Here is a 12,909-nt window from a genome sequence, read left to right as displayed (position 1 = left end):
GCACCCTGTATGATGACTATGGGCTTATTGCCTACGGCAACACCAAGGGCGCCGCTGTTCAGCAGCTTTATGACAACCTCCAAAAGAGGAAAGCCACCGTGGAAGATGCCTTGCGATTCCTGCTGGGCTATCTGCAAAACAAGGGAGAGGCCCATAAATATGCTGCGGCTTTTGGCGTGGATATGGCGGCGGACGCCGTGGGCACCAATCCAGGAGAAAATCCTCATAACTCATTGATGTCCGCCCCGGTCCACGTGGGCGGGGACGTGGCGGACGGAAAGGAGGAAGAATGAAAGCCGTGCTGCGATATTTAGGCGGAAAAAACCGCCTTGCCGAATGGATTATTCAGCATTTCCCAGCTCATACATGCTACGTGGAGCCGTTTTGCGGTAGCCTGGGCGTCTTACTCAATAAAGCGTCGGCGCCGGTGGAAATCTGCAATGACAAAGACGGCGAGATTGTCAACCTGTTCCGCGTCCTCCGCAGTGAGGACGCCGGACGGCTGGTTGAGGCCGTCATGCTGACTCCTTACAGCCGTGACGAGCTCAATGACTCTGCTCCTGCAGGTGATGCCGTGGAACGTGCCCGGCGTCTGCTGGTGCGCTCCTGGATGGGGATTGCAAGCGACTCTTTCCGTTCTGGACGGTCCGGCTTACTCGTAAGCCGGAACCGGGTGCCGTCTCCGGCCTCCGATTGGGACCGGCTACCGGAAACTTTGCGGCTGGCCACTCAACGCTTGAAGCATGTCCACGTCGAAAACCGGGACGCCCTTGACGTCTTACAGGCTCATGACGGACCGGAAACGCTCCACTATGTTGACCCGCCTTACATGTCTTCCACACGCACCAAGACGGGACGATACAGCCATGAGTACACGGAGGACGATCACCGGCGCTTGCTCAACGTCCTGCTCACGCTGCAGGGCAAGGTTGTGTTGTCCGGCTATGACAATGAGCTTTACAACTCCGCTCTGCAGGGGTGGCACAAGGATTCCTGCAAAACCATTTCCAACATGGCAAGCCCGCGCGTGGAATGCCTCTGGCTCAACTACAACCCCCAACTGACGCTTTTTTGATATGGCCGGAGACTGGATAAAAGTTGAACACACGACGCCCGACAAGCCGGAAGTGGTGAAGTTGGCCGACATACTCGGCATTGATCAAGATGCCGTAGTTGGCAAGCTTCTTCGCCTCTGGATCTGGGCGGATCAACAATCCGTTTCTGGTAACGCTATCACCGTTACAAATTCGTTTCTCGACCGTCTTGTATTCTGCCCCGGCTTCGCTGTGGGGCTTGTCAAAGTCGGCTGGTTGAATGGACGCAATGGCCTCCTTTCAATCCCCAATTTTGACCGCCACAACGGCCAAACCGCTAAGAATAGGGCCACTACAAACCGACGAGTAGCGAATCACCGAAAAGGACGTAACGATGATGTAACGCCCGAACCGTTACAAAAACCGTTACCAGAGAAGAGAAGAGAAGATAATACTACTACAACTACTACAACCGGGCGCGAGGTCTGCCAATTTCCGCAGGACGTTTCCGAGGTGGAGCATTTCATGTCCAATCAACTGATTCATCCATTGGGGGACGAGCTTTCCCGATGCGCCAAGAAATTCTTTAACGATCTTTCCGCCGTTGGTTGGCGGAATAAGTTTGGAATTCCCCTTGAGAACTGGACTCGAGCCGCCAGCCAATACGCCGAAACCTGGGCCCGGAACAATGTTTCCGAATCAAGCCTGAAACCCGCAAATGCTGTGGGAACCATGTCAAAATCAACACCTAAACCCTCACGAAGAGATGAACTCTGGAAAGACTGACAACACCATGGACGCCCGGAAAGCCCTTCAGGGCATCGACCTTGAAAACCTGATTTCCACCATGGAGGCGCTTGCCACAGACGACGGCAAAAGTATCGAAGAACTGGAAGCGGAAGCACTCGCTGCCGAAAAGCAGCGGGAAGAAGAACGCCGGGCGACATACGAACGCTTGGGCCTGATTGACCGCGGCTTTCCCCGCCGCGCTCTTGATTGCCTCAACGAAGTAACCGGAGAGCCATGGAATAAGGCCCTCCGCGAGGCCTACCGCCTTGTTTTGATACCTGGAAGCATCATTGTGCTGAATGGACGCTACGGCACCGGGAAGACGGTTTTAAGCACGTTCCTTGCCCGGACCATGTACAGGCTCAAAAAGCGCGTCCTCTACACCAAGGCCTATGACTACACCATGGCGTTACGGGAGACGTTCAACGGCAAAGGCTCCGAATCCTCCATCATGGCTCGCTACAAGGCGCCTTACCTGCTTGTCCTAGACGAGTATCACGAGGTTAAGGACACGGACTTCACGGGCCCGGCCCTGGAACGCCTGATTGATTATCGGCACCAGAACGGCAAGCCGACAATCATCATTGCCAACTACAGCCCCGCCGTCCTGGAAGATCGTTTAGGCCCGGCCATAGTTTCCCGCATCCATCTATGCGGCACCATCATCACGTGCGACTGGCAGTCCTACCGGGAACGCAACACATCAAAATAGTAAAATACATGCAAAACGAGAACACGGAAACACTTCTTGACAATATAGATCAATATTCACCCGGAGAAGTTAAAGAAATTCATTGTGCAACATGGGCCTACAATAGGCAAACGTTATTGCTTTCCGAGATCAAATAGAAAAACACGGATGCAAAACGACTTTTATGGTTACGCGAGCCAATAAAGGGCGTTATCCGTCAGAGCATTATCTGCTGCTGCAAACAATTGAAAAGTATAAAGGAACTCTTATTGAGTTAAACCAGCATGCCAAGATTTATTTAATTGATGCACATCCTGATTATTATTCAATCGTTGGATCAGCAAACATGACAAAAAACGAGTCATTAGAACAGGCTGTCATTATCAATGACAAGAAAATCTATGACTTTTACAGATCAATCTTTGACCATTTTAACAAAACAAAATGATTAAACGAAAGAAAAAGAAAGTAGCCGATGCAAGCAAAACCACGCTTTCTATTGTTCCTGAAAACATTCCGGAAGAGGTGCAGAACGTTCCTCACGAAATGCAGATGCAAGCAATAAAGCTTGCTCAAAAAGGCATGGGAGATTTGAAGATCATTGAGTTTTTCAAAGCTAAAGGGCACACAGATACGGAATCAGCAGCGGCAGCCGTAGGAGTCAAAATCTACCTGGGCAAACAATTTAATAATTTTATTCCTGTAGCCGAGGTTTTGCGAGGCATCCATATGACGGACGGACTTATTACGGAGTGTGCCAAGATCCACGACACGCGCGGAATGCAGTCAGCTATCAACATGCGGCTAAATCACGTTAAAACGCTGGCTGCACTCCTTAGGGGGTGATTTTACAATTCAGGGAGTTTTTCAAGGGCCTGTGTAAACTCCTTAGCTCCAAAGTCAATATATCCTTCATGGACTTCCCGTGAGTCATGTCCGACAATGGCCTGAACAAGGGCAGGGGGAACGCCAGCATCATGTAACATGGTTGTTGCCGTATAGCGGAGACTGTGAAAGGACAGTTCATTGACGTGGCGCCGTGTTGCCGTGCCGTTCCCTTCCAGCTTTTTGTATTTCTTCCCCGCGGCTAAAGGGTCTTTGGTGATAAGGCCGCATTGGTACAGGATGCGGCCAAAGATGTTTGACAGACGGCCAGAGCCCTTCTTTTCAAATATGTCCGCGCATTCCGGATGCAGGTATTCCCCCGGGGCTTCTTTCTTTCGCTGCTGTAGGTGCTTTTTCAATGCCGGGAAAATCGGAATCATCAGGGGCTTTCCCTTTTTCTGCGTGGTCATCTGAATAATGCCGCGCTTTTCATCCACCTGGGACCACCGGAGCGTTGCCACGTCTCCCAATCTCTGGCCGCCCGTGTAGAGACACGTTTTCACCATGGAGCGCCATTCAGGACTGCACGCGTCCATTACCTTTTCAAGTTCTTCCAGTTCAAACTTCCGGCGTTTGATGACTTTCCCCTTGTGCGGCTTGGCAATCGCTGTAAAGGGGTTTGTCTCGATGATTTTGTAATCAACTGCCGCCTGGAATGCCGCGGAAACCAGAGTAAGGGCAATATTAGCGGTAGACGGAGAGACGCGGGATAGGAGATGATTCTTGAAATCATCCAGCATTAAGGGAGTGATGCGGTCCAAGGGTAGATTGATACGTTCCCCCATGGAGGCGCGGAACTTGTCAAATGCCTGTTTGTAGTTGGCTATGGATGCGGGTTTGAGCCCATTACGTATGATGCGGCGCATGTGATCATCCAGCCAGGATTTAACGGAGGGCATTTCGACAGATTCTCCGGTCAACTCCGTTGATAAGGCAGAGATAGAGCGGCGCAGCTGATAAGCGGGCAGGTTTGCCCGTGCAGTTGATTCTAGAGCGTCTGCCAAGCGTTGTGCCTTGCTCATAGCCTGTTCCTTTGTCAGCACGTTCAGCGGCCTCCCCACGGCCTCCGCAGCCTCTTTTACTTCCCTTGTTACCGTGGCAGGGGTATGTTCGATCTTCGTTGACAACCTGATCAGCTTCCATCCTGTGGCAGTTCTCACCCTGTATTGTGCGTACCAGTACGGACTGTTCGGCTTTTTGTAGATGGATGCCATGGATTTAGTGGTATCAATAGTGTGCTCTTTTTGCAAGTTGTATCATCACGTTTCAAGATGTTCTCCTCTTCCGCAAAACTACACAAGAGCCTTATTTAAAAGGTAATAAACACGAAAAGACCGCCTCCGAAGAGACGGCCTTTTCCTTAAAACTGGTAGCCCTATGAGGACTCGAACCCCAAAATACGGAACCAGAATCCGCTGTGTTACCGATTACACTATAGGGCTATGTAACGGGCACTTTTGCAGTGCGGGCGAATTAAAGCGGAAGCTCCCGTTCTTTGCAAGTTTTTTTTCACTCAAATGCGTCGTTCAATAGAAAAAATAATGCAGAAGGTAGAAAGATCCATCCGTCTTTTGTCTGGCGGTGTTAATCCGCCAGGGTTTGGAAATAAGCTTCCACGTGTTCCCTTGTAATTTGCTGGTGTTCCGCTTCTTCTCGTTTTCCCTGCACCTGCTGCCAGGGGGAGGACGGCGCTGTATTGATGCGGGCCAGCTGCTTGGCGGTGTATTTGCCATATACGTTCCAGATGTGTTCTAGAAAGGGAATGATGTCAGTTTCCTCTTCCAGCGGGGGCTGGCGGCGGCTGGGGTGTTCAATGGCGGAATAGGGCGGCTCATCCTTGTATTCGTGATAAATGGAGGGGAGAACCGGTCCGGAGGCCCATGCTTCCGCCCTTTCATTGGTGATAAAGTCGCCGTTGCGGTGCAGATGCCACCAGTCCGCCAGAATAACCAGGTGGTTCAGTTTGACAGGATTCAGAGGAGTTCCGCTTTCATTCGCCCGTTGAATGAACCAGTTGCAGAGTTTTTGCGTGGTAATGTGATTGGCCATGCTGATAGTTGTTGCTACCATTATAGAAAGCGCATGTGTTTTTCACAATACTAAAGAGACACACGTATGCTGATGCGGTTATACGGCCCATAACGTGAAGCTGGACGACAGCGGGGTGGCTGCTCTGTTGTGCGAGGTTCAGACTTACGGAACCGTCCGCCGTGATGCTGCTGTGGCCGTGGCGGGAGTGTCATTTCTGCGTTGTTCCGTTGCGGGAAACGAATGAAAGGCAGATAAATTCCAAACGCCGCATTCCGGAAGGGAATGCGGCGCTTTATTTTTCTCCCGCTCCCAAGGGAGGAGGCGGGGTTTTAAAGGGAAAGAATACGCGCCCTGAGGGCTACTTCTTCCCGGGAAAGGGAATAAAGGCAGTCCAGCAGGGAAACGGCGAAGGAGCCGGGGACGGGGCTTTGTTCAAAAGCCAGTTCCCCCGCAATGCCCATCAGCACGGCTGTGGAGACGGCTGCCTGGAGCGGAGAGGGGGAGACGGCCGCGCAGGCAGCGGCCAAAGCCCCCATGGAGCAGCCTACTCCCGTGACGCGGGACATCATGGCATGTCCGTTTTCCGTGGAAATCACCTGATGGCCGTCCGTAGAATAGTCCGTACGGCCCGTGACGAGAACTGCCGCCCCCGTATGCAGGGCCAGTTCCCTGGCCGCCTGCACGGCGTCTGCGCTGGAACTGGTGCTTTCCGGCCCCTTGGTGACGGAGGAGTAACCGGCCAGGGCCATGATTTCGGAAGCGTTCCCACGGATGATGCGCGGCTTCTGTTCCTTCAGCTGTTCCGCCAGCCGCGTGCGCAGGGAGAGCCCCCCTACGGCCACCGGATCCAGCACCCAGGGGATGTTCAGCCGGTTGGCTTCCTGTACGGCCGTCTGCATGACGGCGCCCTGTTCGCGTGTAACGGTTCCCAGGTTGACCAGCAGGGCGGCTGTGCCGCCGCGGAGCATTTCCACCGTTTCCTCCGCATCGTTAAGCATGGCGGGAACAGCCCCCACGGCCAGCAGAAGATTGGCCGTCAGGGGCTGCACGACGGAGTTGGTCAGAGAGAGAACCAGCGGAGCCGCCTCCCTGATTTTTTCCAGATCGGAGAAGACGGCATTGACAAGAACAGTTGATGAAGGCATGGCGCTTGAAAGAATGTTTTTACCCGGTATTTCCGGAAGGCGGATGAATCAGACCAGCGCCCGTGCGGCGGCTTCCGGATCCTCCGCTCCGCAAATGGCGGAGACCACGGCAATGCCGCTGGCCGCTCCCGTGGCGCGCACCTGGCGCGCGCGTTCCGCATCCAGCCCACCGATGGCGACAACAGGCAGCGGGGCTTGGGACGCCAAGGCGGCGAAGCCTTCCACGCCCAGTACGGGCGGCGCGTTCAGCTTGGAAATGGTAGGGAAGACGGGGCCCATGCCCAGGTAGTCCACCAGGGAGGCATCCACGGCGCGGAGCTGGTCCGCGTTGGAGACGGAAAGCCCCAGAATTTTATCCGGGCCGATCATGGCCCTGACGGACGGCACCGGAAGGTCCCTCTGGCCGATGTGCACGCCGTCCGCGTCCAGCGCCAGGGCCAGGTCAATGCGGTTGTTGACAATGAAGGGAATGCCGCGGGAGGCCAGGAAGTCCCGGAGGGGCAGGGCCTCCCGGTAGCAGGTGCCCGCGTCCGGATTGGTGGAGCGGTACTGCACGATGGTGATGCCGCCGTCCACCGCTTTCCGAACGGTTTCCAGAAGGCTGTGGCGGCATTTGGCCGCTTCATCAGTGACCAGGTAGAGATGGAGGTTGAATGTTTTCATGGCAAGCGGGCCGGGAAGGTTAGTCCGTAAACAGGGGGGTGGAAAGGTAGCGGTCACCCGTATCCGGCAGAAGGACGACGATCGTCTTGCCTGCATTTTCCGGGCGCTGCGCCAGCTGCGTAGCGGCCCAGAGCGCTGCACCGGAGGAAATGCCCGTCAGCACGCCGTCCGTGCGGGCCAGCTCCTTGCCCGTGGCAAATGCGTCTTCATTGGTGACAGTGATGACCTCATCATATACGGAGGTGTCCAGCGTTTCCGGCACGAATCCGGCGCCGATTCCCTGGATCTTGTGGGGTCCTGCCGTTCCCTGTGTCAGCACGGGGGAGGAGGCTGGCTCCACGGCCACGACTTTGACTTCCGGCTTGAGGGATTTGAGGTACCTGCCCACGCCTGTAATCGTTCCGCCGGTGCCGATGCCCGCTACGAAGATGTCCACCCTGCCGTCCGTATCGTTCCAGATTTCCGGTCCGGTGGTGCGGAAATGAACTTCCGGATTGGCCGGGTTGACGAACTGGCCGGGAATGAAGCTATGGGGCAGGGTTTTTGCCAGTTCCTCCGCCTTGACAATTGCTCCCTTCATGCCCTGCGCCCCGTCCGTCAGCACCAGTTCCGCGCCATAGGCTTTCAGCAGGTTGCGGCGTTCCACGCTCATCGTCTCGGGCATGGTCAGGATAATCCGGTACCCGCGGGAGGCGGCTACCGCCGCCAGTCCAATGCCCGTATTGCCGCTGGTGGGCTCAATGATGACGGAATCCGGCTTCAGTTCTCCGGAGGCTTCCGCCGCGTCAATCATGGCCTGGGCAATGCGGTCTTTCACGCTACCGGCGGGATTGAAGTATTCCAGCTTGGCCAGGATCGTAGCGTCCAGGCCGTGCCTGCGTTCGTAATTGGTCAATTCCAGCAATGGAGTGCCGCCGATCAGTTCCGTAATGTTTCTGTAAATTCTCATGGCTTGTAAGGAAAGAGCGTTGTGGCCGTTCAAACGTTAAAGAATGGCGCGAAAACCCTGTTCCAGGTCTTCGATGATGTCGTCAATATGTTCCGTTCCGATGGAAAGCCGCACTGTGGAGGGGGTGATTCCTCCCGCTTCCAATTCCTCATCCGTCATTTGGGAATGGGTGGTGGAAGCCGGGTGGATGACCAGGGACTTGACGTCCGCCACATTGGCGAGCAGGGAAAATAATTCCAGGCTCTCGCAGAACTTGCGAGCTTTTTCCGCGCCACCCTTGATTTCAAAGGTGAAGATGGAACCGCCTCCGTTCGGGTAATATTTCCGGTACAATTCATGGTCCGGGTGGTCCGGCCGGGAGGGATGGTTCACCTTCTCCACCTGGGGATGGGCGGCCAGGTAGCCGGCCACGCGCAGGGCGTTCTGGACGTGGCGTTCCACGCGCAGGGAAAGGGTTTCCAACCCTTGGAGCAGAAGGAAGGAGTTAAACGGGCTGATGGTGGAACCCGTGTCCCTCAGCAGGGTGGCCCGGATCTTGACGATGTAGGCCACATTGCCGCATACCTCCGCAAACACGGCTCCGTGGTAATTCGGATTGGGCTTGCTGATGCCGGGGAACTTGTCGTTCTGCGTCCAGTCGAACTTGCCGCCGTCCACAATCACACCGCCCATCACCGTACCGTGGCCGCCGATGAATTTGGTGGCGGAGTGTACCACGATATCCGCCCCGTGTTCCAGAGGGCGGAACAGGAAGGGCGTGGCGAAGGTGCTGTCCACAATGAGCGGAATGCCGTGGGCGTGCGCCACTTCCGCCAGCGCTTCCATATCCACGATGTCGCAGTTCGGATTACCCAGGCTCTCCACGTACAGGGCCTTGGTATTGTCCCGGATGGCCCTGGAGAAATTGTTCACGTCTCTTGCATCCACAAAGGTGGTTTCAATGCCGGCGTCCGCCAGCGTGTTGGCGAACAGGTTGTACGTTCCTCCATAGACGGTGGAGGAGGAAACGATGTGGTCCCCGGCACGGGCGATGTTCTGGATGGCATACGTGACGGCGGCGGCCCCGGTGGATACGGCCAGAGCGGCTGCCCCCCCTTCCAGCGCGGCGATGCGCTTTTCAAACACGTCCGCAGTAGGGTTCATCAGGCGGTTGTAGATGTTGCCCGGTTCCGCCAGGGCGAAGCGGGCTGCCGCCTGGTCGGAATCCTTGAAAACATAGGAGGTGGTGGCGTAAATCGGCACGGCGCGTGCGTCCGTAGCCGGATCGGGATGTTCCTGCCCCACGTGGAGCTGGCGTGTTTCAAAGCGATAATTTTTGCTCATATTTTATTATTCCTATCGGAAAACTAGGGAATTGATAGTGAAAAGAGGAACCGATGTCAAGTGCCGGATAAAAAAAATGGGACATAAGACCAGGAACGGAAAAGGCGGAATGAACAGCGTTCCGGCCGGGAAGCCGTTTAAATGCCCGCCCCGTAATCGCAGCCGATGTTTTTTTGTTGCTCTGCCAGATCCTCCAGGGTGACGTGCTGCAAGTAATCTGCAATGACTTTGTGCAGCCCCTTCCAGAACGGCAGGGTGGAGCAGTGGGAAGCGCGCGGGCATTGGTTTTCCTGCGCCGCCAGGCAGGACAGGGGAAGCAGGGCTCCTTCCGTCAGTTTCAGGATGTCTTCCGTGGTGTATTCCCGGGGATTCCTGGAGAGGCGGTAGCCGCCGGATTTTCCCCGGAAGCTCTGAACGAACCCCGCTTTCAGCAGGATGGCGATAATCTGTTCCAGGTACCGGACCGTAATGCCCTGGCGGGAGGAAATTTCTTTCAGGGAGATAAACCCTTCATCCCGGTGCTGGGCAAGATCAATCATCAGGCGCAACGCGTAACGGCCTCTGGTGGAAACCTTCATCATACCGGCTCACTAAACGATATTTCCGGTATGCCGTCAATGGGAAATGAAAGTGCGCGCGGAAAAGCCAGACGGCATGAATAATATCACTGGAGTGCAGGTATCAATAAGTGTAGTGGCGGGGAACCCGTGGTCCGATTCCCGTGAAAATCTCCCAGGAAATGGTGCCCGCTTGTTCCGCCAGTTCCGTCACGGGAATGTTCGGACCCATGATCTCCGCGACCATGCCCGGTTCCGGATGAGGCACCCGGCTGACGTCCACCATGATCTGGTCCATCGTCACCCGGCCAAGCAGGGGGCAGTACGTGCCGTCCACCATGACGCGGGCGCCCTTGTGGGCCAGGGAGCGCAGGTATCCGTCCGCATAGCCGATGCCCACGGTAGCCACCCTGGTGGGATGGTCCGTTACAAAAGTGCCTCCATAGGAAATGCCGTGGCCTTCCGGCAGGGTGCGGACCACGGTGAGGCGTGAAAAAAGAGCCATGGCCGGCTTCAGCCGGGCTGCCCAGGGAGAGGGAATGGGGGAAAAACCGTACAGTACCAGGCCGGGGCGGCACATGTTGTTGGAAGGAATCTCATAATCCAGGGAAGCAGCGCTGTTGGCCAGGTGGAAGTACTTCAGAGGTATTTTTTCCCGGATGCGCGCGGCCATCTTTTCAAAATGGGCGATTTGCGTTTTGGTCAGCTCCCTGTCCTCATCCGCGCAGGGCAGGTGCGCCCCCAGGCCTTCCATATGCAGGCTGTCCAGCTCTTCCAGACGGGAAAGAAGCTCCTCAAGCTGGTCCGGAAGGAATCCTCCGCGTCCCATCCCCGTGTCTACGGAAATGTGGATGGGAAGCGTTTTTCCGTACAGCCGGGCAATGGAATTGTAATGCAGGGCCTCCTCCATGGTGGAGATGAAGGAGCGCCAGCCGTTCAGCACGATCTCCTCCCGTTCCTCCGGAAAGGCCGGTCCCAGGATGTAGGGCCGTGTGCGGCACCCCGCCTGGCTGATGCGCCGCGCTTCGCCCACGTTTGCGACGCCGAAAAAGGCGATACCTTCCGAATCCAGGGCGCGGCATACCTGTTCCAGCCCGTGCCCGTAGGCGGCCGCCTTCACCACGGGCATGTAGTATTCGCCCTTGGCCGCCTGCTTGACGACGTTCAGGTTATGGCGGATGGCCCCGAGGTCGATTTCGGCCCAGGCGCGGGGAGGGCTGGTGGCTGGCATGATGGAGAAAGGAGGAAAGATTGAAAAAGAGAGAGTGCGGACACCCCGGATGCGAAAGATTGTCCGCCTTTGTCCGTGCAATGCCAGACGGATTTTTGTCAGTCTTCCTCTCTTCCGGATATCGGTAGGTGACCGTTACAGCAGTCCCCATTTACAACATGTATCGCCGGCATAACACAACATCTTGCGTTAGCAGCATCAGGCTCAGAAGGAGGATATTCAGCATTATCATAGCAACAGGCCATAAACAACGCTGATGCTGTACCTGTAAACATCAAAAACAAAAGACAAGTCAATAAATTAAATAATTTCAATTTCATTTAATTATCCCTTCCTCTACGTGACGGTTGATTTTTTTGAGCTGCCGGTGATTGGTTATGGTCAACAACGACCGTCGCAGTCCATCCGTCTTTTTTCTTACTTTCAAAATTCGCCGAGATGTACGGTGTCAACACATTGGTTCCCGCCAACGATTCGACAAGTGTTGTCGTATTAGGCCGAATTTTCTTTAATAACAAGGAATTGTAAGTACGAGTTGTTTTTTCTTTGGATTCAAGCAAGTTTTTAAACTCTTTCGATGCGCCCGGCAATCCTTCGTTTACCAGGGCCGTCATTCCTTCACTGATAATTTTGGTACTGGCAATGATATCGGCCTTTTGCCGCACTGCGGCTTGAACAATCGTTGTGTTAACTAAACCTTTATCCTTTGAAATATCTTTTGAAAAAGGAATTCCGAATATTCCGGCCGTTCCGGTGGATTGATATTGTATTTCCCCGGCACAACCGCCGTGTTGGCCGATACCACCCATTTGAACAAGGTCTGCAATTTTCAACGGATAACCTACCTGTTGATAGAATTTATTTTCCAAATCAGTTCTGCCGCGGGTTATACAGCCTGCATACCTGTCCGTGTCCTTTTTAGTCAAACGATGCGTTTCATAGATGAAGCCGGCCAACTCACCCGTGGCGAGTTTTTTGGCATCAATGTTGACAAATCCGGTGCCGTACATATGGTGATAAACGGCATTTAAGCATTTATCCAACGTTTGAATATAATCTTGTTCGGCCGGCGACAATTTTTCCAAAACTGCTTTGGATGTGTAAAAATAGCAGTCGGCTTTGTCTTTGATAAATTCAGGCACGTCAAACGTCGGCACCATGTCATCTTGTGTGGGGGCGCTAATAGCGATTTTCAATTCTTCATTTGTGTTATGTTTAAAAACCGTCACATATTTACGATGACCATATGGAAGATTTATATAGTTCGTATTGGCAAAGATTTGAGTAATATCCATATTCATTTTAATATGGGGTAAAATCGTCGGGAAATCTTTATGTTTTTTGATAATCTCCCACAGCTTCATTTGTTCTGCGGACAAAAGTTTTTCCTGATCTTTGAATGTTTTGGCCATTTTCCTGTCCGCTTGTCTGGCATTCATCGTGACGGCTTGCGACTCTTTTAAAATAGGAGCAGCAGACGAGTTATCCGCAGACAGCGTAAATGTACCTGCCAGTAATGTAGAAAGACCTGTTTTTCTGATTGCTTTAAAATTCATCATGTTCTACCTCCTGTTTAATTATTGCCGGTCGTTGAGTGCACTTCCTTAGGAT

At 54.1% G+C, this 12,909-nt stretch carries 15 protein-coding genes and 1 tRNA gene; 6 read left to right on the top strand and 10 right to left on the bottom strand.

Annotated elements, in window-relative coordinates:
• The 6 genes from LIO64_RS02180 to LIO64_RS02155 form a co-directional block, all read left to right on the top strand.
• Positions 1 to 293 (top strand): hypothetical protein (locus LIO64_RS02180; RefSeq protein ID WP_290547813.1); only part of this gene is annotated, 293 nt, incomplete at its 5' end.
• Positions 290 to 1,075, top strand: coding sequence for a DNA adenine methylase (locus LIO64_RS02175; protein WP_290547812.1), 786 nt, complete (start codon positions 290 to 292; stop codon positions 1,073 to 1,075). The genes LIO64_RS02180 and LIO64_RS02175, both read left to right, overlap by 4 nt.
• Before the next feature lies 1 nt (position 1,076).
• A complete protein-coding gene (locus LIO64_RS02170) occupies positions 1,077 to 1,820 on the top strand; it encodes a hypothetical protein (RefSeq protein ID WP_290547811.1) in 744 nt (247 codons plus the stop codon).
• Positions 1,801 to 2,535, top strand: a complete 735-nt coding sequence (locus tag LIO64_RS02165; protein ID WP_290547810.1) for an ATP-binding protein — start codon at positions 1,801 to 1,803, stop codon at positions 2,533 to 2,535. Before LIO64_RS02170 ends, LIO64_RS02165 begins: the two co-directional genes overlap by 20 nt.
• A gap of 163 nt (positions 2,536 to 2,698) precedes the next feature.
• Positions 2,699 to 2,962, top strand: a complete 264-nt coding sequence (locus LIO64_RS02160) for a phospholipase D-like domain-containing protein (RefSeq protein ID WP_290547809.1) — start codon at positions 2,699 to 2,701, stop codon at positions 2,960 to 2,962.
• A complete protein-coding gene (locus LIO64_RS02155; protein ID WP_290547808.1) occupies positions 2,959 to 3,360 on the top strand; it encodes a hypothetical protein in 402 nt (133 codons plus the stop codon). The genes LIO64_RS02160 and LIO64_RS02155 overlap by 4 nt, the downstream gene beginning before the upstream one ends.
• Positions 3,361 to 3,362: 2 nt before the next feature.
• On the opposite strand, the gene LIO64_RS02150 is transcribed toward LIO64_RS02155, so the two are convergent.
• The 10 genes from LIO64_RS02150 to LIO64_RS02105 all read right to left on the bottom strand — a co-directional run bounded on the left by LIO64_RS02150 (position 3,363) and on the right by LIO64_RS02105 (position 12,857).
• Positions 3,363 to 4,649: a site-specific integrase gene (locus LIO64_RS02150; protein ID WP_290547807.1), complete on the bottom strand. Its 1,287-nt coding sequence runs from the start codon at positions 4,647 to 4,649 to the stop codon at positions 3,363 to 3,365.
• A 117-nt stretch (positions 4,650 to 4,766) separates the two neighbouring features.
• A tRNA-Gln gene (locus tag LIO64_RS02145) sits at positions 4,767 to 4,841 on the bottom strand.
• A 142-nt stretch (positions 4,842 to 4,983) separates the two neighbouring features.
• Complete coding sequence (locus LIO64_RS02140) at positions 4,984 to 5,448, bottom strand: type II toxin-antitoxin system antitoxin SocA domain-containing protein (protein WP_290547806.1); 465 nt, start codon at positions 5,446 to 5,448, stop codon at positions 4,984 to 4,986.
• Positions 5,449 to 5,759: 311 nt separating this feature from the next.
• Positions 5,760 to 6,575, bottom strand: a complete 816-nt coding sequence (thiM, locus tag LIO64_RS02135; protein WP_290547805.1) for a hydroxyethylthiazole kinase — start codon at positions 6,573 to 6,575, stop codon at positions 5,760 to 5,762.
• A gap of 48 nt (positions 6,576 to 6,623) precedes the next feature.
• Positions 6,624 to 7,238 carry a thiamine phosphate synthase gene (gene thiE / locus LIO64_RS02130; RefSeq protein ID WP_290547804.1) on the bottom strand — a complete coding sequence of 205 codons (615 nt, stop codon included), beginning with the start codon at positions 7,236 to 7,238 and terminating at the stop codon, positions 6,624 to 6,626.
• 19 nt (positions 7,239 to 7,257) lie between these two features.
• A complete protein-coding gene (gene cysK / locus LIO64_RS02125; RefSeq protein WP_290547803.1) occupies positions 7,258 to 8,187 on the bottom strand; it encodes a cysteine synthase A in 930 nt (309 codons plus the stop codon).
• A gap of 36 nt (positions 8,188 to 8,223) precedes the next feature.
• Entirely contained in the window at positions 8,224 to 9,510 is a 1,287-nt protein-coding gene (locus LIO64_RS02120) for an O-acetylhomoserine aminocarboxypropyltransferase/cysteine synthase family protein (RefSeq protein ID WP_290547802.1), read from the bottom strand.
• A 137-nt stretch (positions 9,511 to 9,647) separates the two neighbouring features.
• Complete coding sequence (locus tag LIO64_RS02115) at positions 9,648 to 10,088, bottom strand: RrF2 family transcriptional regulator (protein WP_345779561.1); 441 nt, start codon at positions 10,086 to 10,088, stop codon at positions 9,648 to 9,650.
• A 103-nt stretch (positions 10,089 to 10,191) separates the two neighbouring features.
• On the bottom strand, positions 10,192 to 11,298 hold the full coding sequence (gene alr, locus LIO64_RS02110; RefSeq protein ID WP_290547800.1) for an alanine racemase: 1,107 nt from the start codon (positions 11,296 to 11,298) through the stop codon (positions 10,192 to 10,194).
• Positions 11,299 to 11,618: 320 nt separating this feature from the next.
• Entirely contained in the window at positions 11,619 to 12,857 is a 1,239-nt protein-coding gene (locus tag LIO64_RS02105) for a hypothetical protein (protein ID WP_290547799.1), read from the bottom strand.
• Positions 12,858 to 12,909 lie beyond the last annotated feature (52 nt).

It is taken from the genome of Akkermansia sp., assembly GCF_020860705.1.
Taxonomy (GTDB): domain Bacteria; phylum Verrucomicrobiota; class Verrucomicrobiia; order Verrucomicrobiales; family Akkermansiaceae; genus Akkermansia.
Note: the sequence above shows the minus strand (reverse complement) of the source record. Positions and strands in the feature narration are given on the sequence as shown.

Bases quoted from the DNA above. Each gene is read 5' to 3' on its own strand.
- LIO64_RS02175 (WP_290547812.1), top strand. From the start codon at position 290: ATGAAAGCCGTGCTGCGATATTTAGGCGGAAAAAACCGCCTTGCCGAA.
- LIO64_RS02170 (WP_290547811.1), top strand. From the start codon at position 1,077: ATGGCCGGAGACTGGATAAAAGTTGAACACACGACGCCCGACAAGCCG.
- LIO64_RS02165 (WP_290547810.1), top strand. From the start codon at position 1,801: ATGAACTCTGGAAAGACTGACAACACCATGGACGCCCGGAAAGCCCTT.
- LIO64_RS02160 (WP_290547809.1), top strand. From the start codon at position 2,699: ATGGTTACGCGAGCCAATAAAGGGCGTTATCCGTCAGAGCATTATCTG.
- LIO64_RS02155 (WP_290547808.1), top strand. From the start codon at position 2,959: ATGATTAAACGAAAGAAAAAGAAAGTAGCCGATGCAAGCAAAACCACG.
- LIO64_RS02140 (WP_290547806.1), bottom strand. From the start codon at position 5,448: ATGGCCAATCACATTACCACGCAAAAACTCTGCAACTGGTTCATTCAA.
- thiM (WP_290547805.1), bottom strand. From the start codon at position 6,575: ATGCCTTCATCAACTGTTCTTGTCAATGCCGTCTTCTCCGATCTGGAA.
- thiE (WP_290547804.1), bottom strand. From the start codon at position 7,238: ATGAAAACATTCAACCTCCATCTCTACCTGGTCACTGATGAAGCGGCC.
- cysK (WP_290547803.1), bottom strand. From the start codon at position 8,187: ATGAGAATTTACAGAAACATTACGGAACTGATCGGCGGCACTCCATTG.
- LIO64_RS02120 (WP_290547802.1), bottom strand. From the start codon at position 9,510: ATGAGCAAAAATTATCGCTTTGAAACACGCCAGCTCCACGTGGGGCAG.
- LIO64_RS02115 (WP_345779561.1), bottom strand. From the start codon at position 10,088: ATGAAGGTTTCCACCAGAGGCCGTTACGCGTTGCGCCTGATGATTGAT.
- alr (WP_290547800.1), bottom strand. From the start codon at position 11,298: ATGCCAGCCACCAGCCCTCCCCGCGCCTGGGCCGAAATCGACCTCGGG.
- LIO64_RS02105 (WP_290547799.1), bottom strand. From the start codon at position 12,857: ATGATGAATTTTAAAGCAATCAGAAAAACAGGTCTTTCTACATTACTG.